This window comes from Bacillus sp. A1 (assembly GCF_042296235.1).
GTDB lineage: Bacteria > Bacillota > Bacilli > Bacillales > Bacillaceae > Bacillus > Bacillus velezensis.
On sequence record NZ_CP141181.1, the window covers coordinates 707,747 to 732,546 of the forward strand.

At 42.2% G+C, this 24,800-nt stretch carries 28 protein-coding genes and 3 pseudogenes; 20 read left to right on the forward strand and 11 right to left on the reverse strand.

The window, feature by feature from the left end; genetic code table 11:
• The first annotated feature begins 124 nt into the window (after positions 1-124).
• The 4 genes and pseudogenes from U2H13_RS03665 to U2H13_RS03680 all read left to right on the forward strand — a co-directional run bounded on the left by U2H13_RS03665 (position 125) and on the right by U2H13_RS03680 (position 5,463).
• Positions 125-880: an ABC transporter ATP-binding protein gene (locus U2H13_RS03665; RefSeq protein ID WP_014417124.1), complete on the forward strand. Its 756-nt coding sequence runs from the start codon at positions 125-127 to the stop codon at positions 878-880.
• A complete protein-coding gene (locus U2H13_RS03670; RefSeq protein ID WP_121984693.1) occupies positions 877-3,372 on the forward strand; it encodes an FtsX-like permease family protein in 2,496 nt (831 codons plus the stop codon). The genes U2H13_RS03665 and U2H13_RS03670 overlap by 4 nt, the downstream gene beginning before the upstream one ends.
• A gap of 260 nt (positions 3,373-3,632) precedes the next feature.
• Positions 3,633-4,587 (forward strand): annotated as a pseudogene (locus tag U2H13_RS03675) (ATP-binding cassette domain-containing protein).
• Positions 4,588-5,463 (forward strand): ABC transporter permease, encoded by an 876-nt coding sequence (locus U2H13_RS03680; protein ID WP_103527092.1) that lies wholly within the window; start codon positions 4,588-4,590, stop codon positions 5,461-5,463. It abuts the pseudogene before it with no gap.
• A gap of 67 nt (positions 5,464-5,530) precedes the next feature.
• Here U2H13_RS03680 and U2H13_RS03685 read toward each other — a convergent pair.
• From U2H13_RS03685 to U2H13_RS03725, 9 genes and pseudogenes are all read right to left on the reverse strand, one after another.
• Positions 5,531-5,790: pseudogene (locus U2H13_RS03685) on the reverse strand (TIGR01741 family protein); the annotation flags it as partial.
• A gap of 91 nt (positions 5,791-5,881) precedes the next feature.
• Positions 5,882-6,352: an antitoxin YezG family protein gene (locus U2H13_RS03690; protein ID WP_088056297.1), complete on the reverse strand. Its 471-nt coding sequence runs from the start codon at positions 6,350-6,352 to the stop codon at positions 5,882-5,884.
• Between the two features lie 44 nt (positions 6,353-6,396).
• The gene (locus U2H13_RS03695; RefSeq protein WP_014417129.1) at positions 6,397-6,867 is read right to left on the reverse strand and encodes an antitoxin YezG family protein; all 471 of its coding nucleotides are present in this window, start codon (positions 6,865-6,867) and stop codon (positions 6,397-6,399) included.
• Positions 6,868-6,900: 33 nt separating this feature from the next.
• Positions 6,901-7,362 (reverse strand): antitoxin YezG family protein, encoded by a 462-nt coding sequence (locus tag U2H13_RS03700; RefSeq protein WP_014417130.1) that lies wholly within the window; start codon positions 7,360-7,362, stop codon positions 6,901-6,903.
• 16 nt (positions 7,363-7,378) lie between these two features.
• A pseudogene (locus U2H13_RS03705) lies at positions 7,379-7,866 on the reverse strand (immunity protein YezG family protein).
• 84 nt (positions 7,867-7,950) lie between these two features.
• Positions 7,951-8,427 carry an antitoxin YezG family protein gene (locus tag U2H13_RS03710; RefSeq protein ID WP_032872498.1) on the reverse strand — a complete coding sequence of 159 codons (477 nt, stop codon included), beginning with the start codon at positions 8,425-8,427 and terminating at the stop codon, positions 7,951-7,953.
• A gap of 1 nt (position 8,428) precedes the next feature.
• Positions 8,429-10,435 (reverse strand): T7SS effector LXG polymorphic toxin, encoded by a 2,007-nt coding sequence (locus U2H13_RS03715; protein WP_376700675.1) that lies wholly within the window; start codon positions 10,433-10,435, stop codon positions 8,429-8,431.
• A gap of 91 nt (positions 10,436-10,526) precedes the next feature.
• On the reverse strand, positions 10,527-10,826 hold the full coding sequence (locus U2H13_RS03720; RefSeq protein WP_017419055.1) for a contact-dependent growth inhibition system immunity protein: 300 nt from the start codon (positions 10,824-10,826) through the stop codon (positions 10,527-10,529).
• Between the two features lie 5 nt (positions 10,827-10,831).
• On the reverse strand, positions 10,832-12,712 hold the full coding sequence (locus U2H13_RS03725; protein WP_376700676.1) for a ribonuclease YeeF family protein: 1,881 nt from the start codon (positions 12,710-12,712) through the stop codon (positions 10,832-10,834).
• 298 nt (positions 12,713-13,010) lie between these two features.
• On the opposite strand from U2H13_RS03725, the gene U2H13_RS03730 reads away from it, so the two are divergent.
• From U2H13_RS03730 to U2H13_RS03770, 9 genes are all read left to right on the forward strand, one after another.
• Positions 13,011-13,730: a YebC/PmpR family DNA-binding transcriptional regulator gene (locus U2H13_RS03730; protein ID WP_003155709.1), complete on the forward strand. Its 720-nt coding sequence runs from the start codon at positions 13,011-13,013 to the stop codon at positions 13,728-13,730.
• A 179-nt stretch (positions 13,731-13,909) separates the two neighbouring features.
• Positions 13,910-14,203 carry a hypothetical protein gene (locus U2H13_RS03735; protein WP_021495161.1) on the forward strand — a complete coding sequence of 98 codons (294 nt, stop codon included), beginning with the start codon at positions 13,910-13,912 and terminating at the stop codon, positions 14,201-14,203.
• A gap of 197 nt (positions 14,204-14,400) precedes the next feature.
• Positions 14,401-15,270 (forward strand): aminoglycoside 6-adenylyltransferase, encoded by an 870-nt coding sequence (ant(6), locus tag U2H13_RS03740; RefSeq protein ID WP_103527090.1) that lies wholly within the window; start codon positions 14,401-14,403, stop codon positions 15,268-15,270.
• A gap of 133 nt (positions 15,271-15,403) precedes the next feature.
• On the forward strand, positions 15,404-15,652 hold the full coding sequence (gene cotJA / locus U2H13_RS03745) for a spore coat-associated protein CotJA (RefSeq protein ID WP_003155704.1): 249 nt from the start codon (positions 15,404-15,406) through the stop codon (positions 15,650-15,652).
• Positions 15,636-15,899 carry a spore coat protein CotJB gene (cotJB, locus tag U2H13_RS03750; RefSeq protein WP_007408934.1) on the forward strand — a complete coding sequence of 88 codons (264 nt, stop codon included), beginning with the start codon at positions 15,636-15,638 and terminating at the stop codon, positions 15,897-15,899. Before cotJA ends, cotJB begins: the two co-directional genes overlap by 17 nt.
• A gap of 14 nt (positions 15,900-15,913) precedes the next feature.
• Positions 15,914-16,483 carry a spore coat protein CotJC gene (cotJC, locus tag U2H13_RS03755; RefSeq protein ID WP_003155700.1) on the forward strand — a complete coding sequence of 190 codons (570 nt, stop codon included), beginning with the start codon at positions 15,914-15,916 and terminating at the stop codon, positions 16,481-16,483.
• Between the two features lie 88 nt (positions 16,484-16,571).
• Positions 16,572-17,105: a GNAT family N-acetyltransferase gene (locus tag U2H13_RS03760; RefSeq protein ID WP_376700677.1), complete on the forward strand. Its 534-nt coding sequence runs from the start codon at positions 16,572-16,574 to the stop codon at positions 17,103-17,105.
• Positions 17,106-17,135: 30 nt separating this feature from the next.
• On the forward strand, positions 17,136-17,414 hold the full coding sequence (locus tag U2H13_RS03765; RefSeq protein ID WP_095273248.1) for a YesK family protein: 279 nt from the start codon (positions 17,136-17,138) through the stop codon (positions 17,412-17,414).
• Positions 17,415-17,527: 113 nt separating this feature from the next.
• Complete coding sequence (locus U2H13_RS03770; protein ID WP_017419063.1) at positions 17,528-18,217, forward strand: DUF421 domain-containing protein; 690 nt, start codon at positions 17,528-17,530, stop codon at positions 18,215-18,217.
• A gap of 32 nt (positions 18,218-18,249) precedes the next feature.
• On the opposite strand, the gene U2H13_RS03775 is transcribed toward U2H13_RS03770, so the two are convergent.
• Both U2H13_RS03775 and U2H13_RS03780 read right to left on the reverse strand, forming a co-directional pair.
• Positions 18,250-18,576 carry an antibiotic biosynthesis monooxygenase gene (locus U2H13_RS03775; protein WP_121984620.1) on the reverse strand — a complete coding sequence of 109 codons (327 nt, stop codon included), beginning with the start codon at positions 18,574-18,576 and terminating at the stop codon, positions 18,250-18,252.
• A gap of 84 nt (positions 18,577-18,660) precedes the next feature.
• Positions 18,661-19,023 carry a VOC family protein gene (locus tag U2H13_RS03780; protein WP_007408938.1) on the reverse strand — a complete coding sequence of 121 codons (363 nt, stop codon included), beginning with the start codon at positions 19,021-19,023 and terminating at the stop codon, positions 18,661-18,663.
• Positions 19,024-19,184: 161 nt separating this feature from the next.
• On the opposite strand from U2H13_RS03780, the gene U2H13_RS03785 reads away from it, so the two are divergent.
• The 7 genes from U2H13_RS03785 (at position 19,185) to U2H13_RS03815 (ending at position 24,795) form a co-directional block, all read left to right on the forward strand.
• Positions 19,185-20,051, forward strand: a complete 867-nt coding sequence (locus U2H13_RS03785; RefSeq protein WP_063174331.1) for an STAS domain-containing protein — start codon at positions 19,185-19,187, stop codon at positions 20,049-20,051.
• A gap of 239 nt (positions 20,052-20,290) precedes the next feature.
• On the forward strand, positions 20,291-21,361 hold the full coding sequence (locus U2H13_RS03790; RefSeq protein ID WP_373366017.1) for a sulfate ABC transporter substrate-binding protein: 1,071 nt from the start codon (positions 20,291-20,293) through the stop codon (positions 21,359-21,361).
• A gap of 15 nt (positions 21,362-21,376) precedes the next feature.
• Entirely contained in the window at positions 21,377-22,213 is an 837-nt protein-coding gene (gene cysT / locus U2H13_RS03795; protein WP_021495154.1) for a sulfate ABC transporter permease subunit CysT, read from the forward strand.
• A 10-nt stretch (positions 22,214-22,223) separates the two neighbouring features.
• Positions 22,224-23,087 (forward strand): sulfate ABC transporter permease subunit CysW, encoded by an 864-nt coding sequence (gene cysW, locus U2H13_RS03800; RefSeq protein ID WP_103527088.1) that lies wholly within the window; start codon positions 22,224-22,226, stop codon positions 23,085-23,087.
• 13 nt (positions 23,088-23,100) lie between these two features.
• Positions 23,101-24,171 (forward strand): sulfate/molybdate ABC transporter ATP-binding protein, encoded by a 1,071-nt coding sequence (locus U2H13_RS03805; RefSeq protein WP_072177515.1) that lies wholly within the window; start codon positions 23,101-23,103, stop codon positions 24,169-24,171.
• 118 nt (positions 24,172-24,289) lie between these two features.
• On the forward strand, positions 24,290-24,463 hold the full coding sequence (locus tag U2H13_RS03810) for a YezD family protein (protein WP_003155693.1): 174 nt from the start codon (positions 24,290-24,292) through the stop codon (positions 24,461-24,463).
• Positions 24,464-24,492: 29 nt separating this feature from the next.
• Positions 24,493-24,795: a hypothetical protein gene (locus U2H13_RS03815; protein WP_007408940.1), complete on the forward strand. Its 303-nt coding sequence runs from the start codon at positions 24,493-24,495 to the stop codon at positions 24,793-24,795.
• Positions 24,796-24,800: the final 5 nt, after the last annotated feature.

The window sequence follows — 24,800 nt, forward strand, 5'->3', positions numbered from 1 at the left end:
ATGAGACTATCAAAAAGATAGTGAGCTTTTCATTCTTTAATGGAGCAAAAGGGGCTATATTATCGGATGTATCAATCCCAATCCAACTGGTATAATGAAGAAATTGGATTAATTGAGGTGTGAAATGGCTAATAAAGTATTGGAAGTTAAAAACTTATCCAAGGTCTACAAAGGGAGTGGTTATGAAGTAACTGCATTAGACAAAGTTTCTTTTGAATTGAAGAATGGTGAACTGCTTGCAATTATGGGGACAAGCGGTTCAGGTAAAAGCACTCTTTTAAATATACTCGGTGCTCTTGATGAACCCTCAAGCGGTAAAGTTATTCTTGATGGTAAAGAAACAAATGACTTTTTTAAAGAACCTAAAGCTACGATCTATAGAAGGGATAACATTGGTTTTATCTTTCAATCTTTTAATCTATTGAAGGATCTTACAGTTGAGGAGAATATAGCTTTACCACTTGTATTAAAGGGAATAAATAAGAAGGATGCAGATAAAAAAGTAAAGGAAATGCTACAGCTTGTAAGCCTTACAAAATGGAAAAGACATCGGCCTATTCAACTTTCAGGAGGTCAGCAGCAAAGAGTTGCGATTGCCAGAGCACTGATTACTTCGCCTCCTATTGTATTAGCAGATGAGCTTACAGGAAATTTGGATTTTAATACAACACAGGATATATTAAATGTGCTTGTAGATATGAAGAAACGTCTTAATAAGAGTATGATCATAGTTACTCATGATCCGAATGTCGCGTTATATTCTGACAGAGTTTTATTTTTTCATGATGGAAATATAGTTGATGAATATAAAAGTCTTGGACAAGGAGATCTGTCGAGTATCCTTAATAAATTTCAAAAAATAATGGAGAGAGACCAATGAAAAAGAATATAGTTGGTCTGTCCCTGCGGTTTTTCAGCACCAATAAATTTATTACACTGACATCCATTATCGGTGTAATTTTATCTGTTTCTTTAATCATTTCTATGACCTTATTTGCATTTAATGCAAAACAGACATTAAAAGATGAAGTTTCCAAGATGTACGGAGAAATGGATTTATCTGTTGGTTATGAGAACGGAAGTCAAAAGATCATTGATAAACATTTTGTTGAAAATCTGCATCGAAATAAAAACATAGAGCAAATATCCAGTGTTTTAGTATCACAGATAAAGCTAGGAACATCTGATTCAAAGGCTAGTTTTTACACAGTTGGAGTCAATAATGACAATTTATCAAAAAGCAGGTACCATTTCACGAGAAATATAAAGAAAAATGAACTTATTGTAAACAAGGGGTTAGCTGAATCACTAGGGGTTAAGGTCGGGGATCACTTACAATCAGAAGGGAAAGACTTCAAACTTGTGGAAACAATTGAAGATCTGAACTCTACAGGCATTGCTCCCAATATCCTCCTGATTTCTCACGATACTTTGCAAAACATTATTGCAAAAAAATTCGGAAAAAACATTGAAGCTACTTACATATTGATTAAAGCAAAAAACGGAACAGACAAATTGTCATTAGCAAATGAGATTAAGAAGAAGGAAAAAGACTTAAGGATAGATATTGCAGAAGAAGATCCTTTCCTGAGAAGCAATATAGAATCATTAAGTATCTTTATCGTAGTCCTCTCTTTTTTAACTATGATTGTGACATCTTTACTCATTGTTTCTAATTTTGAAATGTTTCTCTACAAATATAAAAATCAGTTTGCGATTATGCGATCTATAGGTGCTACGGGAAGACAAGTGTTTTCAATTGTTCTGCTGCAGAGCTTTTTCATAACTTCGATCGGTTCTATTCTGGGACTTGGATTTGCCATGTTTAGCAATCAGTATCTCTGGGGTTGGCTTGAAAAAATATTTTCATTTAATGTTTCTTCTGGTGTTACGTTTAATTTTAAATTAGCGGTTTTAATAATGTTGATTTGTATGACAATTATTCAACTGTTTTTACTATCGTCGACAATGAAAATAACAAAAATACTTCCGCTCAAAGTAATACAGGAAAATGAGGAAATTAATTTCAGAACATATAAGTATAATAAGTTCATTGGCAAATCTTTTGTTATTGTTAGCGTTATTACAATTTTGTTTGGGAAGTTTATACCTAAAGAGGACGGAGGACAAGTATTTTGTCTATTGCTGGCTTCTATCTTATTATTGACAGGTATATTCGTGTTATTTCCGGTTTATTTAGGGCCGTTATTAATGTTCCTCGCACCAATCATAAAGAAAATTTCAGGAGTTAATTCGTATGTGGCGATTAAAAATGTTATCCCACAGGTTAAAAAAAATACTTTTGTTATATTAACAATCAGTACGATGATGATTATAACGGTTTTTGGATCTGTAATGCTTAACACTATACAAAAAAATGAGGAAAATGCATTAAAAGAGCAGTTTCCTACCAGTGTTGTTCTAACGAGCAGACTGGGCGATAAATCTTCAATTAACGCAATTGAACTGGAAAAGGAAATAGAGGCAATAAATGGAATCAAATATACAAGCTCAATTAGCACTCAATCGTCTGGAGAATTAATGAATGGCAATGGAAGTATTACATTTGATTACTCGTTAAGTGATCTAGGAAGAATGCAGAAATTAGGAATTTTCACTGGATTGCCAGATGATAAAAAGAATATCATTGTCATTTCAGAGGATTTTGCTGGGAAGCACAGTTTAAAAATAGGAGATACTGTTGAACTTGGGAAGTACTCGGATACAGATCAAAAAATTATTAGTACTGGAAAGTATAAAATAGGGGCAATTACGAATAGATTAAAGGATTCTGATGTCTATATGGATTGGAAAGAAATAAAATACAGAACGGATGCCACTGTATTTTCTAAATTGCTTGTCCAGACAGATCATGCGAAACAGATGATTGGTAAACTTGAGAAAATGAAAGGACAGTTTCCAGAAATCCAAATCAATAGCTATAAAGAATCTTTAAAAAAATCAAAGGATATGTTTTATCAAAGATGGTCTATCTTCATTGTTGTTATATCAGTTATGCTGATAAGTATTACTATCGGTGTATTTAGTTCGCTAATTAATAATATCAATTCGAAAAGAAGAGAATTCGCTATCTTACGGACCATTTCTTTAAGCAAAAGGGGAATCATCAACGTTATACTTACGCAAATTTTGCTTTATCTTTTTATTGGCCTGCTTTTAGGTGTGCTTTCCGGTGCTTTATTAGCTGTCGTTATCTCCTTGATAGACCCCGGGAAGATATATATTAATTTTTCAATTATCGGTTTAATCTCAGGGTTTATGTTATTAATGGGACTGATTATATTCCTTCCGTTGGCAGCAAAGTTAGGAAACAAGAAAATAACTTTAGAACTTACTCAAGATAATAAGTGAAAAAAGTGTAAAAACATGTGACATGGTTTTATTGATATAAACAATTATTAGATTAAGAACGAGCATAAGGTTGGGAATTAGCATTATGTTCATATCAAACGATAAAAAGGCTGCTGAAAAGAAGCCTTTTTATGTGCGTAATCAAGATGGTTTTTCAGGAATCATAATAAAGTTGGATAAAAATGAGAAAATCCTGGCGGGAATGACGATATAAAGTTAGTGAACAACGGTATAGAATCTTACTTTTCGAGGTGAACAGAATGGGAGAAGAACAAGACATTATAACAGTAACGGATCTGCGTAAAAAATATGGATCATTTGAAGCAGTGAAAGGGGTATCCTTTTCTGTCAAACGCGGCGAACTGTTTGCATTTCTGGGAACGAACGGTGCAGGGAAATCGACCACTATCGATATTCTCTGTACGCTGATTAAAAAGACATCCGGAAAAGTGGTAATAGACGGTTATACGCTTGGTGAGGGGAAAGAGAATAATCATATCCGCAAAAAGATCGGAGTTGTTTTCCAAGAGAGCATTTTGGATGAACGATTGACCGTTTATGAAAATATCATGAACCGCGGACAATATTATCATTTAAGCAAGGCACAAGTGCAAGAGAACTATCAGTTTGTAACAGACTATTTAAAATTGGATGATATTAAGGAGAAAAAATACAGCGATTTGTCAGGCGGACAAAGAAGAAGAGCTGATATTGCCCGTGCCATCATCCATAAACCGACTATATTATTTTTAGATGAGCCTACTACAGGTCTTGATCCGCAAACGAGAGTATTTGTTTGGAATGCGATTAAAAGGCTGCAGGAAGAAACAAACATGACGATCTTTTTAACGACCCATTACATGGAGGAGGCCGCTGTGGCTGATAACGTTGTGGTCATCAAAGAAGGACGTCTGATCGCAGAGGGTACAACCGAGTCAGCTGAAAGATCAATATGCGTTTGACAGTCTGCATATGATGTTTAAGCAAGGCGTTGATCCGACGGCATGGTTTGAAAATAAACAACTGGATTTTACGGTTAAAAACTCTATTTATTCTCTTCGTGTAGAGTCCACTCTCCATGCGCTGGACATTTTGAAAGGTCTTGAAGGAAAAATTGAATCTTTCGAGGTGATTAAAGGGAATATGGATGATGTGTTTATCCATATTATCGAGGAACAAGGAAGCAGTTTGCCAGTAAAGGGGAGCATTGCATAAATGAAGTCTTTATCCAGTTTAATCAGCAGAAATATAAAAATATACTTCCGTGATCGAACGCTTTTGCTTCTTTCTTTGCTGTCAGTATTTATCGTCATTCTGTTATATGCCGTGTTCTTACAGCAGACACAGCTGGACGCCATTAAGGCCTTGGTCGGTTCGACAGATGATTCCAAAGCAATGGTGAACGAATGGATGGTGGCGGGATTGCTGTCCATTACAGCTGTGACAACGACTTTAGGCGCTTTCGGAATTATGGTGAAAGATAAAGAAAGTAAGAGAACGTATGACTTTTTAACAGCTCCTTTATCAAGGGCGACCATCCAATTGAGCTATGTCATTCATTCATTTGTCATCGGCTTGATCTTTTCTTTCATCGCCTTTTTAGGCTGTGAAATTTTTCTCATTTCAACAGGCAGCAAGCTTTTAAGCGGTACAGATATACTTGAAGTATTGGGGATCATTATTCTTTCAGTTGCACTGTCAAGTTCCATAAATTTATTTTTAACGCTGTTTATTCACACACAAAATGCATTTTCGACGTTAAGTACGATTGTCGGAACAGCCATCGGTTTTTTATGCGGAGTATATGTGCCGATCGGCGGCGTACCGGTGTTTGTGCAGAAGATTATTATGTATTTCCCTATCAGCCACACCGCTGTTCTGTTCAGAAAAGCGTTTATGACAGACTCAGTTGATAAAGTATTTAAACATGCTTCCACAACCCAAATACAGGAATATGAAAAGCATTACGGGATCGTCTACAAGTTAAACGGCCATTTTATCAGTACGGCTGCGAGCTTGTGGGTCATTGTCATTACAGCCATCATATTTACCGTCATATCTATTTTCATATTTAAAAAACAAAATAAATGACTTCTTCAGACGATACATAACGATGTAACAGGCAGCATCCGTTTACTGGATGCTGCCTGTTTTGTTTATCATTATTCTTTTTGTGCTCAATTCTTAATTCCTCAAAGAGTTCTCGGATTTCTCTTGAAAAAGTTTTGAAGATATCTTTACTTACACTGTATCGGACTGGTATATTTTGCGAATAAATCAGTTGACATTTGGTGTCTTGAAGTGATAGAGAACCATGGTAGAGTCATCTAATACTTCTGCATAAAGATATATTTTTGTCCATTCACAATGTATGATGTCATTTAATTTTTCACCAATAATGTGGTGCAAATCTTGCATTTGCTTAGTTTCCAACTTTTTCACCTTCAATTGTCGAGAAATCCTAGTTATAAAAAATAGCCCAGCAGGGAACTGCTGAGCCATTATTGATTTATAGACCGAAGTAGCTTATTACAAATTCTTTGTCGTCCTCATCTTCAGGCAAAATCCCCAAGTTTTGATATTCCCATACCACTTGCCGTTGTGTTCCGTTTAAGTCTGAGGCGATGACATCGGTGTAATCGTAGTCAATTGAGAATTTACCGCTTCGTTCGAGATGCAAAGTGAGGTTTGTCCATAAGTCCTCGTTGTTTGTTTTAAATTGATCCCGTAACTCTTCAAAGTAATCATGCAATTCATATAGAAGTTCGTCATATATATCTTCATCAACATTAAAATGTTCAGGAATATCGTGTGAATATATATATTCCTGATTTTGTGGAGTAGTAAAGAAGAAGTAAACTTCTGAAGAATCATCTAAAATTTCGGCATAAAGAGCAACCTTCTCCCACTCAGACGGAATGATTTCATTTATTTGCTCAGCTATTTTTTGATACAGTACTCCCATCTTTTCAGTTTCCACAATATCAGAATCCTTTTTAATTTTTTTAGCCGTTTGAAAGCTTATTATATGTTTAGATACTCTTCTATAAATTTTCTATCTTCCTCATCAGCTGGCAATATGCCCAGATTTTGATATTTCCAAACATCTCGTCTTTGAAGGTCATCAAGTTCAGAGGATAAAACATCATCATCATTATAATCAATTGAAAACTTTCCGGTGTTTTCTAATTTTAAAGTGAGATTAGTCCAAATATCTTGGTTGCCTAGTTTAAATTCTTCTTTTAGTTTTTCAAATAGCTCTTGAAGTTCAATTAGCAGTTGATCGTAAATCTCTTCACTCACATCAAAGTGTTCAGGTATATAATGAGAAAATAAATAATCACTGTTATTTGGTGTTGTAAAATAAAAGTATATATCCGCCGAGTTATCGAGTATTTCAGCATATAAAGCGATCTGTTCCCATTGAGATGGAATCATTTCATTTAGATGTTCAGCAATCTTTTGATATAGTTCACCCATTTTTTGAGTTTCCATTGATGATCCTCTACCTTTGAATTGTTGAAGCCATTATTTAATATTTAGATAATCCTTAACAAATTCTTTGTCCTCTTCATCTTCAGGGTAAATACCCAAGTTATTGTACTCCCAAATCATTTGTCTTTCGTATTCGTCCAAACTAGATTCAATAACATCTTCATAATCATAATCAATTGAAAACGTTCCAGAGCTTTCAAGATTCAGTGTCAAATTTGTCCATGCTTCGGGATTATTTTCTTTAAATTCAGTGTGTAACTGCTTAAACAACTCTTGGAGGTCTAGTAGTAGTTCGGTATAAATTTTTTTACTGACCTGAAATTGTTCTGGAATGTCGTGAGAGTATATATATTCATCGTTTTCTGGTGTTTGAAAGAAAAAATACACTTCTCTGGAGCCGTCTAGTATTTCTGCATAAAGAACAACTTTGCTCCATTCAGAAGGAATTATTTTTCCTATGACATCAGTTATTTTTAGATAAGCTTTTTCTAACATCATTATCCCAACTTTATTAAATTGGATTTTCAGGATATTCTTCTGAATATTTTTTGTTAATTTTTGTAATGATGGATCCTTAGGTTCTTCTCCTAAATTTTTAAATTTCCAGATGATAAGCTGATCACTGAAACTATAATCTGTCTTAAACCAATCTGTATAATCAAAGTTGACAGTTAATTTTCCTGATCGTTCTAGGCTAAGAGTGAAGGAGTAAAAGAATTCTTGATCATGATCTTTGAAAACATCTCTCATTTTTTCGCTTAGTTTAAATAATTCCATCTCATTCTGATCGAATTCATTTTCGTCAATATCAAATTCAAAAGGAATTTCAAGACTGTACTTAAAATGAATAGGTTCATTTTGAGAATTATAAAAAAAGTAAGTGCCTCCGCCTGTCTCTGAAACCTGAGCATAGAACAAAAATTTCTCCCATGGTTCTGGTATCATTTCGTTAACGGTTTCAGCTATGCTTCTATATAATGCATTTAATTCATTTTCCAACAAGAATCAGCCTCCAGCATTATAATTGGTAATTTGTAAGGATCATTTGTATCAAAAAAACCCCCCAATAAAGGAGGGGGAATTTTAATTTTGAGAATTTAGATACTGTTCTAAAAAGGATTTTAAAGGTTTACTCTTAGGATAAATTCCTACATTTTTATAAGTCCAGATTGTTTGTCTTTGAGAGATGGTATATGGAGATTGAATAACGTCTTCATAATTATAATCTATCGAGAATTCTCCGCTTATCGCCAGATTAAGTGTTAAATTAGTCCATATATCTTGATTGTTTTCTTTAAATTCATCTCGTAATTCCTCGAATAAGTCATGCAAGTCAAATAACAGCCCCTCATAAATCTCCTCACTGACATGGAAATGCTCAGGAATGTTATGAGAATAGATAAAATCTTCACTATGTGGAGTATTGAAATAAAAGAAAACCTCAGATGAATCGTCGAGAATTTCAGCATAAAGAATAACTTTTTTCCATTCAGAAGGAATGATTTCGTTAATGCCTTCTGCTATCTGTTGATATAGATCACCCATTTTTTTTGTCTCCATATTAACCTCCGACCTGGTTTTTAATTCTCATAAGTTTAGGTTCTTGATCACCAATTTTATATTTCACCCTAAAAGCAGTGGGTCTTAATGAATCTCCTTTATACAATGCGTTGATTTCAACTGATACTTTTTGAGGAGGGTCTGCTTGTAAAGCCGCTGCCCAATCCTGCTCCATTTTATACCATTTCCCGCCGCTCCTATTAATCTGAGAATTCATCGGCACGATGTTGTCGAATTGGCCTGAGCCTTTGAATTGAGTGGCGATTAGGTGGCCTCCGTCGTCATCTGTCAGACGGTCTGGTTTACCTGCTTTTGATTGTGCATATTGGTTGCGTTTTGCTTCTCCCAGCTGCAAGTCTGCTTTGACACTTGTAATTCTACCATAGTTGTCAGTGGTGTACGTGTAGCCTTCTTTTGTTTTGTAAATGACATTCGGCTTCAATACTTTCTTTCTGGTCCATTTCGCAAAATGCTCGCCGTATTTGACTGTTACCGGCGGTACATGCGGTGCCGGTGTCCGCCTGCCGCTTGCGGAGGTTCCGTACGGTTTCGGCAGGATGACCTTGGCGAATTTCTGAAGTCCTTCTTTAAGTGTGACCCCGTTGACTGCGTTGTAAGGAACGCCCGCCGGCACTAAGTCGTGACGCGGATGATACGGGAGAATATCAGCCAGGGTGAGATCTCCGATTTGATTTAACTTGGTTTTGACACGTTTTTTTGATACTTCCATGCTTGTGTTTACTTTTTGTTTGATGTGGTCAACGGTTTGTTTTGAGACCGTTATCACTTTTTGAGCTGTGGCGGATTTGCTTGCTGCTGTTTTGACTTTGGTTGTCACTTTGGCGGCTGTGCCTGTTTTTGAGACGGCGCCGACGCCTTTTGTGCCGACGACTGATGTCACAACGGTGCCCACTGCATATGACACCCATCTTGCTCTGGAGTAGATGTCGCCATTCACCATGTCTTTTTGGTACGATTCTTCAATTGCCGCTGAAATGGTTTCATACGTTTTGATCGGGTGAGCCACCGCTCCTGTAATGGCTTCAACCGTTCCGCCCGGATCTGTGACCATATCCCATAAGCCTGTGACCGCGTCTTTTCCGGAATCATAAAGGCCGACGGCAACGCCTTTGAAACCGTCTGTAAGTTCACGCGTGTTTTCAATTTGAGTGAAGTAGCGCTGCTGTTCTTTTGTCAGGTTTTTATAGCCGATCGTTTTGGCCATTGAGTAGAATTCATCAGCATTCGCATAATCATAGTTTTTCAGTCTTTCTTTCAGTTTTTCAATCTCCCGCTCTTTCGCTTCTTCCTTTTTAATCGTCAAATAAGCATCCGAATGTCTTGCGATATCGCCTTTTTTCTTATGGATGTCGCTTTCACGGTACGCCTTGGCATTGTAATGAAGCGGAGTTGCGCTTTTTCCTTTGCCCGTGGCGTTTTGGAGCTGCTGAAAGTCGGCTTGGAGGAACTGTTCGTTTGCTTCGGTTTCTGCGTATTCTTTCGTTAGATCGTGATCAAGCTTGCCGAGCTTATGTATCGTTTCGTTTCTCTTTTTGTCGGCTGATTGGAGCTTGTGATCCACGCTTTCGGTGGAAAAGAGATCAAGCGAGATGATGTCTTCGATCTCTCCGAGGATGGAGCGCATGTCCTTTTTCTGCTCTTCCATAATCGCCTTTGATTTACTGAGGGCGTGGGTGAGCTCGTGCTCCAGAAATGATTCCTCCACATGCGAATTGGAAAGTCCGGCGTCTTCGACCTTGCCGGGAAGGCTTGTGAGAAATGCGATTTTCATATCGATCAGATCAAGCCAGCTGTCTGTGACGCTGGCGTGGTCCTTGAAAAAAGCTTTAATGTTATTTGCGCCCCGGCCTGAGAAATCATTGTCACCAAGGTCAGCCATACCTTGAAACGCTTTTTTCAGATTAACCATCTGGCCGCGCAGTTTTTTGTATTCACCCGCGCGCTGTTTGGCAGCGGCGAGGAGGCTGTTTGCTTCGAAAACTTTCATGACCATATCCTTTCATTCGGGGGTTTATAGAGGGAAAGATTAAGAAACTTATCAGAGACTGTGCAAACATAGGAATAGGGTTTCCCTGAATCTATAAAGCCTCAATATTCTTTTCGATTTTTTGAATGACTTGTCTGAGCCATAGTATTGGGGATAGTCCGTAACTATTGATATCTACACCATCTGCAGATTCTTCTATAAAATCATTTTTTTCTTCATCTGAGTAATCGCTATTTATAAACGTTTTGAGTGCTACTACATCGTTTTCTTGTTCTTTTTTAGGTATCTCTGCTAAGTATTCTCCAAGAGCTGACTCAGGAGTGTCTATATCTTGATGGAAAATCCCTCCCAAAAATTGAAATACAGGTTCAGAAATATTTGTTTCAATCATTGATCTCACCTCGTGGGATAGCCTGTTAATATAAAGCTACCATCATTTTTCTTTTTCAATATAATTTTAGCATTAGTTAAGTCAGAAATTTCGGCTGAACCTTTGGTAATTCCTCGGCCTAACACTTCTGATCCTTTATAGGAGAGTACCAAAGGTTTCTTTACATCATTATTTAACCATTTTTCTATTTTATCTTTATTATCTGATAAGGTAATATTAGCAACCTTTTCTGCAGTTGCTCTATCCTTAAAAGATGATGATCCGGATATTTTCTTGTTACTCATTTTGCTTTTTTCAAGCCTTTCCATGAGTTCTTGGTCGCTCTTACCAACATGTCTTTCTATAAGGTGTCCGCCTTTTGCTTCGTGAGCAGCTAAGCCACCGCCTGGTGCGAGAGGGGTACTATCACCTTGTTTGACATTACCTACGGCCGTACTGTTAGAAGTTTCAGACTTACTGAGCACACTCTCTTTTTTATCTTCAATAATACTTTTCAACAAAGGCGTATTCTTCACATTGTGAGTATTTTCAATATTCTGTGCCATTCCGGCAAGCGCGGGTTCGTACTTATTTTTCGAAACGGAATTGATATAGTCTTTTCCTTTTTCAATCCCGGTCTTCACATGTTTTACAGCCGCTTTTTCTCCGGCTTCCAAGACGTTATCCACTTTGGCGGCGCCTGTTTTGGCGAGCTTGCTTGATACTTTTACAGCTGAGCCGGAACCTTTGAGTCCGACAATGCTCCCGATGGCGTAGGTGATGTAATGTGATCTTGAATACGCATCCCCGTTAACCATTTTATCATTCCATGAATCCGCCAGGTTTGTCCATATGATTTTTGCGTAAGAGGGCGTGTTCAATACGCCGGATATGGTTTTAGCGACTTTTTGTTCATCGGAGAGATGGTAAAAATCCCATGCGCCGACAGCCAGATCTTTGACGCCGGTTATTGTGTCTTTCCCGACATCATAAAGGCCGACGCCTATTCCTTTGACGATATCCCAAGCCGTTTCTCCGACTTCTTCGAGCTGTTTTGCTTGTTCGAGCTGCATCACATATTGCACCTGAGCGGGTTCAAGGTTTTCATAGCCGATTTTCTTCGCGATTTCCAAATACTCATCCGGATCGGTGACACCATCAGCAAGCTTTTTCTTCAGATCCTTGATTTCCCGCTCTTTCGCTTCTTCCTTCTTCATCGTCAAATAAGCATCCGAATGTCTTGCAATCTCGCCTTTCTTCTTATGGATGTCGCTTTCTCGATACGCTTTGGCGTTGTAGTGAAGCGGCGTGGCGCTTTTTCCTTTGCCCGTGGCGTTTTGGAGCTGCTGAAAGTCGGCTTGGAGGAACTGTTCGTTTGCTTCGGTTTCTGCGTATTCTTTCGTTAGATCGTGATCAAGTTTGCCGAGTTTATGTATCGTTTCGCTTCTTTTTTTGTCAGCTGAAGAAAGCTTCTGATCTGTGCTTTCGGTTGAAAACAGATCAAGCGAGATGATGTCTTCGATCTCTCCGAGGATGGAGCGCATGTCCTTTTTCTGCTCTTCCATAATCGCCTTTGATTTACTGAGGGCGTGGGTGAGCTCATGCTCCAGAAATGATTCCTCCACATGCGAATTGGAAAGTCCGGCGTCTTCGACCTTGCCGGGAAGGCTTGTGAGGAATGCGATTTTCATATCGATCAGATCAAGCCAGCTGTCTGTAACGCCGGCGTGGTCCTTGAAAAAAGCTTTGATGTTATTTGCGCCCCGGCCTGAGAAATCATTGTCACCAAGGTCAGCCATACCTTGAAACGCTTTTTTCAGATTAACCATCTGGCCGCGCAGTTTTTTGTATTCACCCGCGCGCTGTTTGGCAGCGGCGAGGAGGCTGTTTGCTTCGAAAACTTTCATGACCATATCCTTTCTTTTGTTCGATATCAAAATTTTACCACGTGAGTCGGGATATACAGTGTAGGAAATAGGTAATAAGAATAAAATGAATCTTTTGGCTTGCGACTTCCTTCCTGTATGAAGGGAGGCTTTTTATGTTTTGTACAATAACCTTCAAATTCGGCTTACTGCGCTCCGGTGATTTTAAGCGTGCCTGTTTTTTCTAATGTCTTACACTCGAAACAACCCAACCGCTGAGGTATAATAGAAGCAGAGTATTTATCATACAGATTCAATTCGTGAAAGAGAGTGGAACAAAATGGGCCGTAAGTGGAACAACATTAAAGAAAAGAAAGCATCAAAGGACGCAAATACGAGCCGGATTTACGCGAAGTTCGGCCGTGAGATTTATGTGGCGGCAAAACAAGGCGAGCCAGATCCGGAATCGAACCAGGCGTTAAAAGTGGTGCTTGAGCGCGCGAAGACGTACAGTGTGCCGAAAAATATTATTGAGCGTGCGATTGAAAAGGCGAAAGGCGGCGCGGAGGAGAACTTTGACGAGCTGCGTTACGAAGGTTTCGGGCCGAACGGTTCAATGATCATCGTTGACGCGTTAACGAATAATGTAAACCGCACGGCGCCTGAAGTGCGCGCTGCATTCGGGAAAAACGGCGGAAATATGGGTGTGAGCGGGTCTGTCGCTTACATGTTTGATGCGACTGCCGTTATCGGCGTTGAAGGCAAGACGGCGGATGAAGCGCTGGAATTGCTGATGGAAGCTGATGTGGACGTGCGCGATATTTTAGAAGAGGATGACAGTGTTATCGTGTATGCCGAGCCTGATCAATTCCATGCCGTACAGGAGGCATTCAAAAATGCCGGCGTTGAAGAGTTCACGGTTGCGGAGCTGACGATGCTTGCGCAAAATGAAGTTGAGCTTCCGGAAGATGCGAAAGCTCAATTTGAAAAGCTGATCGATGTGCTGGAAGATCTCGAAGACGTACAGCAGGTTTATCACAATGTAGATTTAGGCGAATAAAGACAAACAGGCCGGGGCGGCATAAGTTCCGGCCTTTTTATTTTGCTTACGCGGTCGGCCTGTATCGTATGTCTCCGTAAGCAATTATTGATTATTTCGCCAAAACTGGGCGGATGCCCATACGTTTCCTTCCGGATGTCATAAACTGGACTGTAACCTATGTGAAGGAGCGATAAGTCATGAATGAAAGAAGACCGATTTACGGCGGAGGCTTTGGCGGCGGCTATGGAGGCTTCGGAGGCTACCCGGGGTACGGTTTTGGCGGCCACGGAGGCTTCGGAGGATATCCGGGATACGGTTTCGGCGGAGGCTACGGCTACCCGGGATACGGTTTTGGCGGTTACGGCGGTTACGGCGGTTTTGGCGGCTACGGAGGCTTCGGGGGATATCCGGGGTACGGTTTTGGCGGCTATGGCGGAGGCTACGGCGGCTACCCGTTCCATCATCATCATCGGGACAGCCAATATATCTGACCATTCGGGAAAAAGCACTCTTGGAACAGCAGGAGTGCTCTTCTCATGTTCTTGCAGATGTGTTACGATTGGAGCAAAATCATCAAGTACATAAGGCTTTCTGTAAATCATGAGCAAGCTCACAAACCTTTTCTTTCTGTTGTTTATAAACTGAAAAGCATGATCTGTAAAAATCTCTTTATCGGGAGGTTTTACATGTGAGAAGTGAAGACGAAATGATGAAATTGATTCTTGATATTGCGATGAAGGACGAGAGAATCCGTCTTGTCACTTTAGAGGGATCAAGAACCAATAAAAATGTACCGAGAGACAAATTTCAAGACTATGATATTTCTTATTTTGTGACCGATATGGACTCCTTCACATCTGACGACAGCTGGCTGGATCAGTTTGGCGAAAGAATGATGATGCAAAAACCTGAAGATATGGAACTCTTCCCTCCGGAACTCGGAGACTGGTTCTCCTATCTAATGCTATTTAAAGATCATCATAAAATCGACTTAACTTTGATCCCTCTGAGTCAAACAGAGGATTATTTTACACAGAGTGATGGTTTGGCGGAAATAGTATTAGACAAGGATGACCGAATCAATAGTAAGGTTATTGCGAGTGATGAACAATATCATATAAAGAAACCGACCTCCAGAGAGTTTGATGATTGCTGCAATGAATTTTGGATGGTTTCAACCTATGTGATTAAAGGATTAATGCGTAAAGAAATACTGTTTGCGCTGGATCATATGAATGACATTTTAAGGCCTAATGTTTTGCGTATGATTGCGTGGAATATCGGGATAGAGAATCAGTTTTCATTAAGTGTAGGGAAGAATTATAAGTATATTCAACATTACATGAATGCGAAAGATTGGGAAATCCTGCTGAATACTTATGTCGGCAATACTTATGAAAGCGTGTGGAAGGCATTGTTTGACTGCCAAGGTCTCTTTAGAGCATATTCAAAGTCAGTGGCTGATTTATTGAGATATGAATATCCTGAATATGATCAACAAATTACGGAATATACATTGAAACATTATCAGCGCTTTCAATCAGATTTTTCATTATGATTTTTTTACTTCAAATTCCAGATGAGCTGCATTGAGTCCGTTTTTAACGGGCTTTTTTATTTTCTTACAGGGCATAAATGCCGATACGGATTCATACCTATTAAGGTCATGTGTTTAGGAAAGGAGGATCGTAATGAAAGAAAATCAGCCGTTTACACCGGTCAAATCCTATAAACCCTTCCACAGCCGGTTTGATCCCTGCCCGCCGATCGGGAGAAAATACTACAGAACGCCGCCGCATCTTTATATGCGGTTTCAGCCGTATCACTTGGAGCAGTTTTCTCCGATGGAGGCATTGAGAAAAGGGACCCTTTGGAAGGATCTTTACGATTTCTATGATAATCCTTATCGGGGGGGAATCGAATATGGCGAAAAAGATTGATGATGAATACTATCGGCTGCTGGAACAAATCCAGGCGGCGGACTTTGTCTTGGTGGAGCTGACGCTTTATCTGGATACGCATCCCCATGACCGTCTCGCGCTTCAGCAGTTTCATGAATATTCCCGGTACTCAAGACAGCTGAGAAAGCGGTTTGAACCTGAGTACGGACCGCTTCTGCAATTCGGCGTGAGTCAGGTTGGCGCTCAATGGGACTGGGGCCGCGGTCCTTGGCCATGGCAAGTATAAGGAGGGATCTGTAAATGTGGGTATATGAAAAAAAGCTGCAGTATCCGGTTAAAGTGAGTACATGCAACCCGATGCTGGCTAAGTTTCTCATTGAACAATACGGCGGGGCGGACGGCGAATTGGCCGCAGCGCTCCGGTACTTAAACCAGCGCTACACGATTCCTGACAAGGTGATCGGCCTGCTGACGGATATCGGCACGGAGGAGTTTGCGCATTTAGAAATGATTGCGACGATGATTTATAAGCTGACAAAAGATGCGACCCCGGAGCAGCTGCGTGATGCAGGGCTCAGTGATCATTACGTCAACCATGACAGCGCGCTGTTTTATCACAATGCGGCCGGAGTTCCGTTCACAGCGTCTTACATACAGGCGAAGGGAGATCCGATCGCTGATTTATATGAGGATATTGCGGCTGAAGAAAAGGCGAGAGCGACGTATCAATGGATTATTGATATTTCCGATGATCCTGACCTGAATGATTCACTCCGTTTTCTGCGTGAGCGTGAAATCGTCCACTCTATGCGTTTCAGGGAAGCGGTTGAGATTTTAAAAGAAGAACGTGATAAGAAGAAAATTTTTTAAACGGCCCTCAAACATGACGGCTGTTTTTTTCCTTTCAGCGTTTGGTCTATAATAAAGGTGTCGAATATTCTGATTACAGGAGGCTTTTATGACACCATTTACGATCACGGAGGAGAAGGCGGGGGCATTCCGGGTCACCTCCGCCCGGAAAGATGATGCAAAAGAGGTCATGGATCTGCTCGTGCAAGCGGCAGAATGGCTTCGCGATAAAGGGTCGAACCAGTGGAGCGGCCTTCTGCAAGGGGAAGATACCCACAATATGCGGGAGGCGATCGCCAAAGGGTATGTTTTTCTATTCAGGCAGAATGAAGAGCTGGCCGGCGTCGTCATGCTGCTTCCCGAAGCAAGCGGGTGGGACAGACGTCTTTGGGGCGATGAAGGACATGAGGAGTCCGTATATCTCCACCGGCTGGCGATTAACAGGCGGTTTGCAGGCGAGAGGCTCGGCCGGACAATCATGACTTGGGCGGAGACGGGTGTGTCTTGTCCGGGAAAAACGAAAATCCGGCTCGATTGCGTGTCCGAAAACAAGGCGCTTCAGTCGTTTTACAGCGGAATGGGGTACGAATCAAAAGGACTCGCGCCGGGTTATCATTTGTTTGAAAAAAAGATGAGTAAATAAAAAGCTCCTCATGACGGAGGTGCAAAAGACATGGGGTTTTTTTATCTGATCTGTCTGGCCGCATTTTGTCTTAACTTGGCCGTATCGGCTGTGCTCCGTAAGAAATGGCCGAAAAAGATGTGGCCTGAGTGCCTTTTGGCGGTGCTGGGCCTGACTGCTTTCGGTACGGTTGTTTACAGCATTTTCGGTGTCGGCGGCTGGGAAGGAATGGGCTTGGGGCTTGCCGCGATGTTTGCGGGTTCCGGAGCGGCCGCCGGTTATGCCGCTGAGGTGTGTTTACGGGTCGTCAGATCGAATCAAAAACAGTAAGCAGAAGTGAAAAAACGCGGCCTCGGCTGCGTTTTTTTGTGTGTTGCCGGCCGCTGTATAGAAAACAGGCGAATGTCCATAATGGTAATGACTTTTAAGAAGAAGGTGCGAATATGGGACATTTACTTACAGTGGCTTGGGAGTTAGTATGCGGTTTGGGTATTTTATTTGTGATTTTAAAATTGCTTGGAAAAACTCAATTCTCGCAAATTACGCCGTTTGATTTTATTTCTGCGCTCATCCTCGGCGAACTGGTCGGAAATGCGGTGTATGATAAAAACGTCAGGATTATTGAAATCATTTTTGCTTCTCTGTTATGGGGAGTTTTAATTTATCTCATCGAACTGATTACGCAGAAAGTAAAAAGCACCAGAAAGCTGTTGGAAGGCGAGCCGAGTATTATCATACATAAAGGAAAACTGAAATATGATGTGCTGAAAAAGAATAAGCTGGACATTAATCAATTGCAAAGCCTTCTCAGACAGGCGAATTGCTTTTCCATACAGGAAGCGGAGTACGCGATTTTAGAAACAAACGGGATGGTCAGCGTCCTGCCGAAATTTCAATATGATACGACGAAAAACGGCGACATGCAAATAAAGCCGAAGCAGGTCTCTTTGCCGGTCACGCTGATTATTGACGGCGAAGTGCTGTATGAAAATCTGAAAGAAGCCGGGCTGGAAGAAAAGCAGCTGAATCAGGAGCTGAAAAAGCTGAACATCAAAAAAACGGAGGACGTGCTGTATGCGGAATGGAAGCCCGATAAACCGCTGTTTGTCCTGCCGTATGAGGAGAAAAAATAAAAAGAGCATTGCCCTGGGGCAAAGGCTCTTTATTATTTTTCGTGTACGCTTGTTTTAACGGCTCTGACATGATACATACCGACATCCGTTCCAAGCATATAATCAGGTTTCGGCTTGCCTTGGTTTGCTTTGTGGGCCGCGATGTGGTCTTCGCTTTTTTCCCATTGTTTCCAATGGTCTTCAGACTCCCAGCGGATTAACACGACGACTTCTTCATCACCGCGGCGGACTTTTTTTTCCAGAACCGTTACGTCTATCAAACCTTCCTGCTTTTCAATCACGCCTTCTGAACTGAAGCGTTCGATTACTTTGTCGGAATGTCCTTCTTTTACGGTCATTTTTCTGATTTGCACAAACATCTGGCAGCTCTCCAATCATTTTCACGCTTTATCCAACATTTTAAATGAAAATGATTATCAAAGTCAATTGAGATGCCTGACGGATTACGATTTCAGGAGAAAGACATGACCATCCTCATCTTTAAATTGCACGAAGCTGCCCCATTCCATTTGTTTCGGTTCATCTAAAAAGGTGATGCCGTTCTTTTTCATCTGTTCGTATGCGGCAAAGACATCTTCACACTCAAATACGATAGAAGCCTTCATATGCTCGGCCCCTTTCATCATCGATTTCGGATAAATAACCAAATGAGTGGCGGCCCCTTTGGGCGCTACCTCAAGCCAGAAGGCGCCCGGTCCCATCGGATGCTCGGCGACGGTTTCAAACCCCGCTTTTTCCGTCCAGAATGTTTTCGCTTTTTGCTGATCATCAGTGTATACGGCGACTGTCGCGATTTTTTTGATCATCATACTGACCTCCTGTTTCATTTCTTTTATAGTGTATCCTCCTGCCGAAAAAAGCAATCAAAAGCTTTAATGTGCCGGCTTTTTTTAATTTCTCTAGTGCGATCGGCGATTCCGATTTATAATTTAGACAAAAGTACATATTCTTGAAAGAGGAGACGGCAGTGAACAAAGACCAATTACTTCATGATTATATTATTACACATTCGGCAGAGCTGACGGAAAAATGGCTTAAGCTGAGACGGAAGCTGAGAGGGCGTTTTTATTCTGCGGATCAATTAAGCGAGGAAATGAAACGGCTGCTGATCGAGCAGCATACCTTTACAAACACGGTCATCGCAAGCGCTTTTTTGGAAGATCCGGCCGTTTTTCAGCATAACAAAGAAAAATGGGCCGCACAGGTAGCGAAAAGCAGAGTGGAGCAAGACGCGGAGGTTCATGAGGTCGTTGAGGCGATCGGCAATTCAAGAACTGTCTTTTGGGAGGCGGTCACCCGTTTTATGGATGAGCATCAGGACATTGTAACAAATGAGGATGCCCGCCGCTGGAATTACATTGTCAACGGCTCGTTTGATCAGCTGATGACGGATTTTACTGAACAGTTTCAGAAATTAATGATCGCGAGGCTGTCATCTCAGCAGGAGCTTATTTCCGAATTGAGCTGTCCGGTTATTTTGATCGCGGATACGATCGGCACTCTGCCGCTCATCGGCGCGATTGATACGAGACGGGCGCGTGTGATTTTGGAGTCGGTGCCGGAAAACTGTGTCGCCAAACGGATCACAAACCTTGTGATTGATCTGTCCGGTGTGCCCATTGTCGATACGATGGTGGCGCAGCAATTGTATATGCTGTCGAAAACGTTATTTCTCCTCGGCATCAGAACCGTGTTTTCCGGCATTCGGCCTGATGTGGCACAGACTTCTATCCAATTGGGGCTTGATTTTTCAGAGTATCAAACTTACGGCTCCCTGGAGCAGGCGCTCGCCAGCATGGGTGTCACATGTGTGATCGAGGAAGCAAAAGCATAGAAAAAAGGTGCTCCGGCCAGAGGCGGGGCGCTTTTTGTGTCAGCGGAAAACAATTTAAATATTCTAAAACTTAGTTGACAGCTAGGGATAGTTTGAATTATTCTTATACACATCGAACCGGCACAAATAGCTGATCGTACACAAACGAAAGCTGGCCGTTCTGCCCAAATCTGATACCGGTATAATTGCCCATCAGTCAACTGAAGGCATATTATTTCCCTTTTTTGAAAGGGGATAATATGCCTTTTTTTATGCGGAAAAAGAGAGGAGAAATCAGGCACATGAAAAAAACAGCGGCATTTTTAGTATTGATCTTATTGGCAGGGGCGCTGTCAGCCTGTCAATCTGAGTCAGGCAGCGCGTCATCAGACGGAAAGACCGTTCAGCTGCTGAATGTATCGTATGATCCGACACGGGAGCTGTATAAAGAGTATAATCAGGCCTTTTCTTCCTATTGGAAAAAGAAAACGGGTCTAGATGTAACCGTTCAGCAGTCGCACGGAGGTTCGGGGAAGCAGGCCAGATCCGTAATAGACGGACTTGACGCTGATGTCGTAACGCTTGCTTTAGGTTATGACATTGATTCGATAGCAGAAAAAGCGCGACTCATTGATCAAAACTGGCAGTCACGTCTGCCGGATCAATCAACTCCTTACACGTCAACCATCGTATTCTTAGTCAGAAAAGGGAATCCGAAGCACATCAATGATTGGGCTGACTTGGTGAAAAAGGACGTTTCGGTCATTACGCCCAATCCGAAAACATCGGGCGGAGCCAGATGGAACTATTTAGCGGCATGGGCATATGCGGATGAAACGTATCATCATGACGACACGAAAATCAAACAGTTTATGAAAGACCTCTACGGCAATGTGGAAGTGCTTGATTCAGGGGCGCGCGGAGCCACGACCAGTTTTACAGAAAGAGGGATGGGGGATGTGCTGATCGCCTGGGAAAATGAGGCCTATCTCACACTGAAGGAATTCGGCAAGGAGAAATTTGAGATTATCAATCCTTCAATCAGTATCCTGGCTGAGCCTCCTGTCTCTGTCGTCGACAAAACCGCGGATAAAAAAGGAACAAAAAAAGCGGCTGAAGCATATTTATCCTATCTCTACAGCAAAAAAGGGCAGGAGATCGCCGCGAAGAATTTTTACCGGCCCCGCGATAAAGAGGTTCTGAAAACGTATGAAAAACAATTCCCGAAGATTAAAACGGTGACGGTCGAAAAGGAATTCGGCGGCTGGAAAAAAGCACAGGAAACCCATTTCAATGACGGCGGAACCTTTGACAGCATCTATGAGAAATAGAAAGAGGAAACGAGTATGAGAACGTTACTTTTCAAAAAAACAAAATCGTCCGTGATTCCGGGTTTCGGATTAACGATGGGATTTACATTTTTATATATGGCCGTTTTGGTTATCGTGCCGCTGTCCATGGTGTTTTTTCATACGATGTCAATGGGGCCCGGGGACGTCTGGCATATCATTTCTGAGCCGAGGGCCGCGGCTTCCTATCGGCTGAGCTTCTTGACGGCGGGCTGCGCCGCTTTGATCAATGCGGTTTTCGGCGTTGTCATCGCCTGGGTGCTGACGAGATATGACTTTCCGGGGAAAAGGCTGGCTGACGGCCTGGTTGATCTGCCGTTTGCGCTGCCGACCGCCGTCGCAGGCATTACATTAACGGCAATGTATTCACCGGACGGCTGGATCGGACAGCTGTTTCCTTTCCGTATTTCCTTTACGCCGATCGGCATTATCATCGCACTAACGTTTATCGGGCTGCCTTTTGTCGTCAGGATGGTTCAGCCCGTCTTAGAAAATCTCCAAAAGGAAACGGAAGAAGCATCTGCTTCACTTGGAGCTTCGAAATGGAAAACCTTCCAAAAGGTCATTCTGCCGGAGCTTTTTCCTTCTATTATATCGGGTTTCGCATTATCTTTTGCCCGCGCCCTCGGGGAGTATGGTTCTGTCGTTTTTATCGCGGGCAATATGCCGTTTAAAACCGAGATTTCCCCGCTGATCATTATGACGAAATTAGAGCAATACGATTATGCCGGGGCAACGGCTGTTGCGGCAGTCATGCTTGTCATCACATTTTTCATTTTATTCGTCATCAATGGATTGCAATGGCTCACCGCGAGAAAATACGCAGGAAGGTAGGGGATATGCCATGCAGCTGGAAACAGCGAAAACAGCCGGGCCAAAGCGGGAGATGCGGGAATCACCCGTTGTGAAATGGGTGCTGATCTCAGCGGTCCTGCTCTTTTTGTCCATATTTTTAATCATGCCGCTTGCATTCATATTTATTGAAGCTTTTAAAAAGGGAGCGGAAGCATATATCCTCTTTGTCACGCATCCGGATTCCCTTGCCGCGATGAAATTGACGCTCCTCGTCGTTTTCATCACGGTTCCGCTGAATACGCTGTTCGGCGTCGCCGCGGCGTGGGCTGTGACCAAATATGAATTCAGGGGGAAAAGTCTGTTTATGACACTGATTGATCTGCCGTTTGCCGTGTCTCCGGTAATCGCGGGCTTAATCTTTGTCCTTTTGTTCGGGCTCCACGGCTGGCTTGGTCCATTTTTACTTGATCACCAGATAAAAATCGTATTCGCCGTCCCGGGAATCGTGCTTGCATCCTTGTTTGTGACGCTCCCTTTCATCGCCCGGGAATTAATACCGCTTATGCAAAGCTTAGGAAATGCTGAAGAAGAAGCCTCCGTCACGCTAGGCGCGGGAGGCTGGAGAACGTTTTGGCATGTCACGCTTCCTAATATCAAATGGGGGCTGATCTACGGGGTGATTTTAAGCGCGGCCCGGACAATCGGCGAATTCGGCGCCGTATCAGTCGTTTCCGGTCATATCAGAGGTGTTACCAACACGCTCCCGCTTCATATCGAAATTTTGTACAACGAATATCAGTTTACGGCCGCTTTTGCGGCGGCCTCCGTCATGTCGGTTTTTGCGATTGCGACACTGTTTTTGAAAAACATCATTGAATGGAAAGCCGGTTATCGTTCTGTCAAAACCGGATGAGGAAGGAGTCATTATGGAGATTACGATCGACAGTATTTCTAAGCATTACGGAAACTATCAGGCATTGCGGGATATCAATCTTCACGTCAATAATGGCGAGCTGGTTGCGCTTCTCGGTCCGTCAGGCTCAGGCAAAACATCATTATTGAGAGTCATTGCCGGTCTTGAGCAGGCGGATGGGGGACGTGTCCTGTTCGGAAAACAAGATGTGACGGATACGCATGTGAAAAGCAGACATGTCGGTTTTGTGTTTCAGCACTATGCGTTATTCAGCAAGATGACGATTTTTGAAAATGTCGCCTACGGATTAAAAGTCCGTCCGCGAAAGCAGCGTCCCGCCAAAAAGGAAATTGCCGAAAAGGTGAGAGAGCTCCTGGCGCTTGTGAAACTGGAACCTTATGAAAAGCGCTATCCCTCGCAGCTGTCAGGCGGACAAAGACAAAGAGCCGCCCTCGCACGCGCCTTGGCCGTAGAACCGAACATTCTGCTGTTGGATGAACCGTTCGGCGCGCTTGACGCCAAAGTAAGAAAAGAGTTAAGACAATGGCTCAGACGGCTTCATGATGAATTCGGCATGACAAGTATTTTCGTCACTCACGACCAGGAAGAAGCGCTTGATGTGGCCGACCGCATCGTCATTATGAATGAAGGTGCGATTGAACAGATCGGAACGCCGCAGGAGGTGTATGATCACCCCGCAAATCCGTTTGTGTACGACTTTCTCGGCAGTGTCAACGTATTTGAAGGAAGAGTGGAGGAAGGAAAGCTGATCACCGGAAACGCGGCAATACCTGTCGGGCATGCTGATCAGGATAAGGGGATCGCTTATGTGAGGCCACACCATTTTACCGTAGAAAAAAAACCGTCCGGTCTGCATTCATTTGAAGCAAGGGCGGCTCATATTCGCGCCATCGGACCGTCCGTCAGATTGGAAGCCGTCCGTACCGACACAGGCCAGCACTTGGAGATTGAGCTCTCAAAACAGCAATATGACGCCTTGGGGGCGGGCGTCGGTGACACGGTTTATGTCAAAGCGAAGGAAGTGAAAGTTTTCGCAAAGAAAACATATCCAAAAATTGTGTAAATGTTATTGATTTCTGAATGAAAACATAATAGTATAATTATATATTTCTTATCAGAATAGTATGAATTAAAACGCTCATTGTCAAAAGACGAACGGCCAGACATAAAGGGGGAGCATGATGACGTCCAAAGGAAACGTAGATCCGCATGTGATCGAAAAGATTATCAGCGCGCTGGAAACGCTCGATTTCGGGACAGTTCAGATTACGGTTCATAATTCCCAAGTGACACAAATTGATAAGGTGGAGAAATATCGATTTTCCCTGAAGAGCAAAGAAGTAAAACAATCTTAAAAAACAGCCAATGACAGGAGGCGGTACATATGAAGCATTCAACTGTTCCTTTCCGGGAGAGCCGGTATCTGCACCTGCCCGAAGTGCGCTTTCTGCATTGGTGCACGAAGCAATACGGCATTAACAAAGGCGTGCTCAATACAATTGACGGCTGGTTTTATGATGCGGGCGTCATTCCCATTCCCGTCAGGCGTCTTTATGTGCTGGCATTCCTCGATTTCGCGAAAACGCCGGGGCAGAAGGGGAATATCCGATTCGGGCACGGCGGATTGACGAAAAAACTGCATGATTTCATGGATATGCAGGAGTGCGCAGCAAAACGTCAGGCCTGACATCC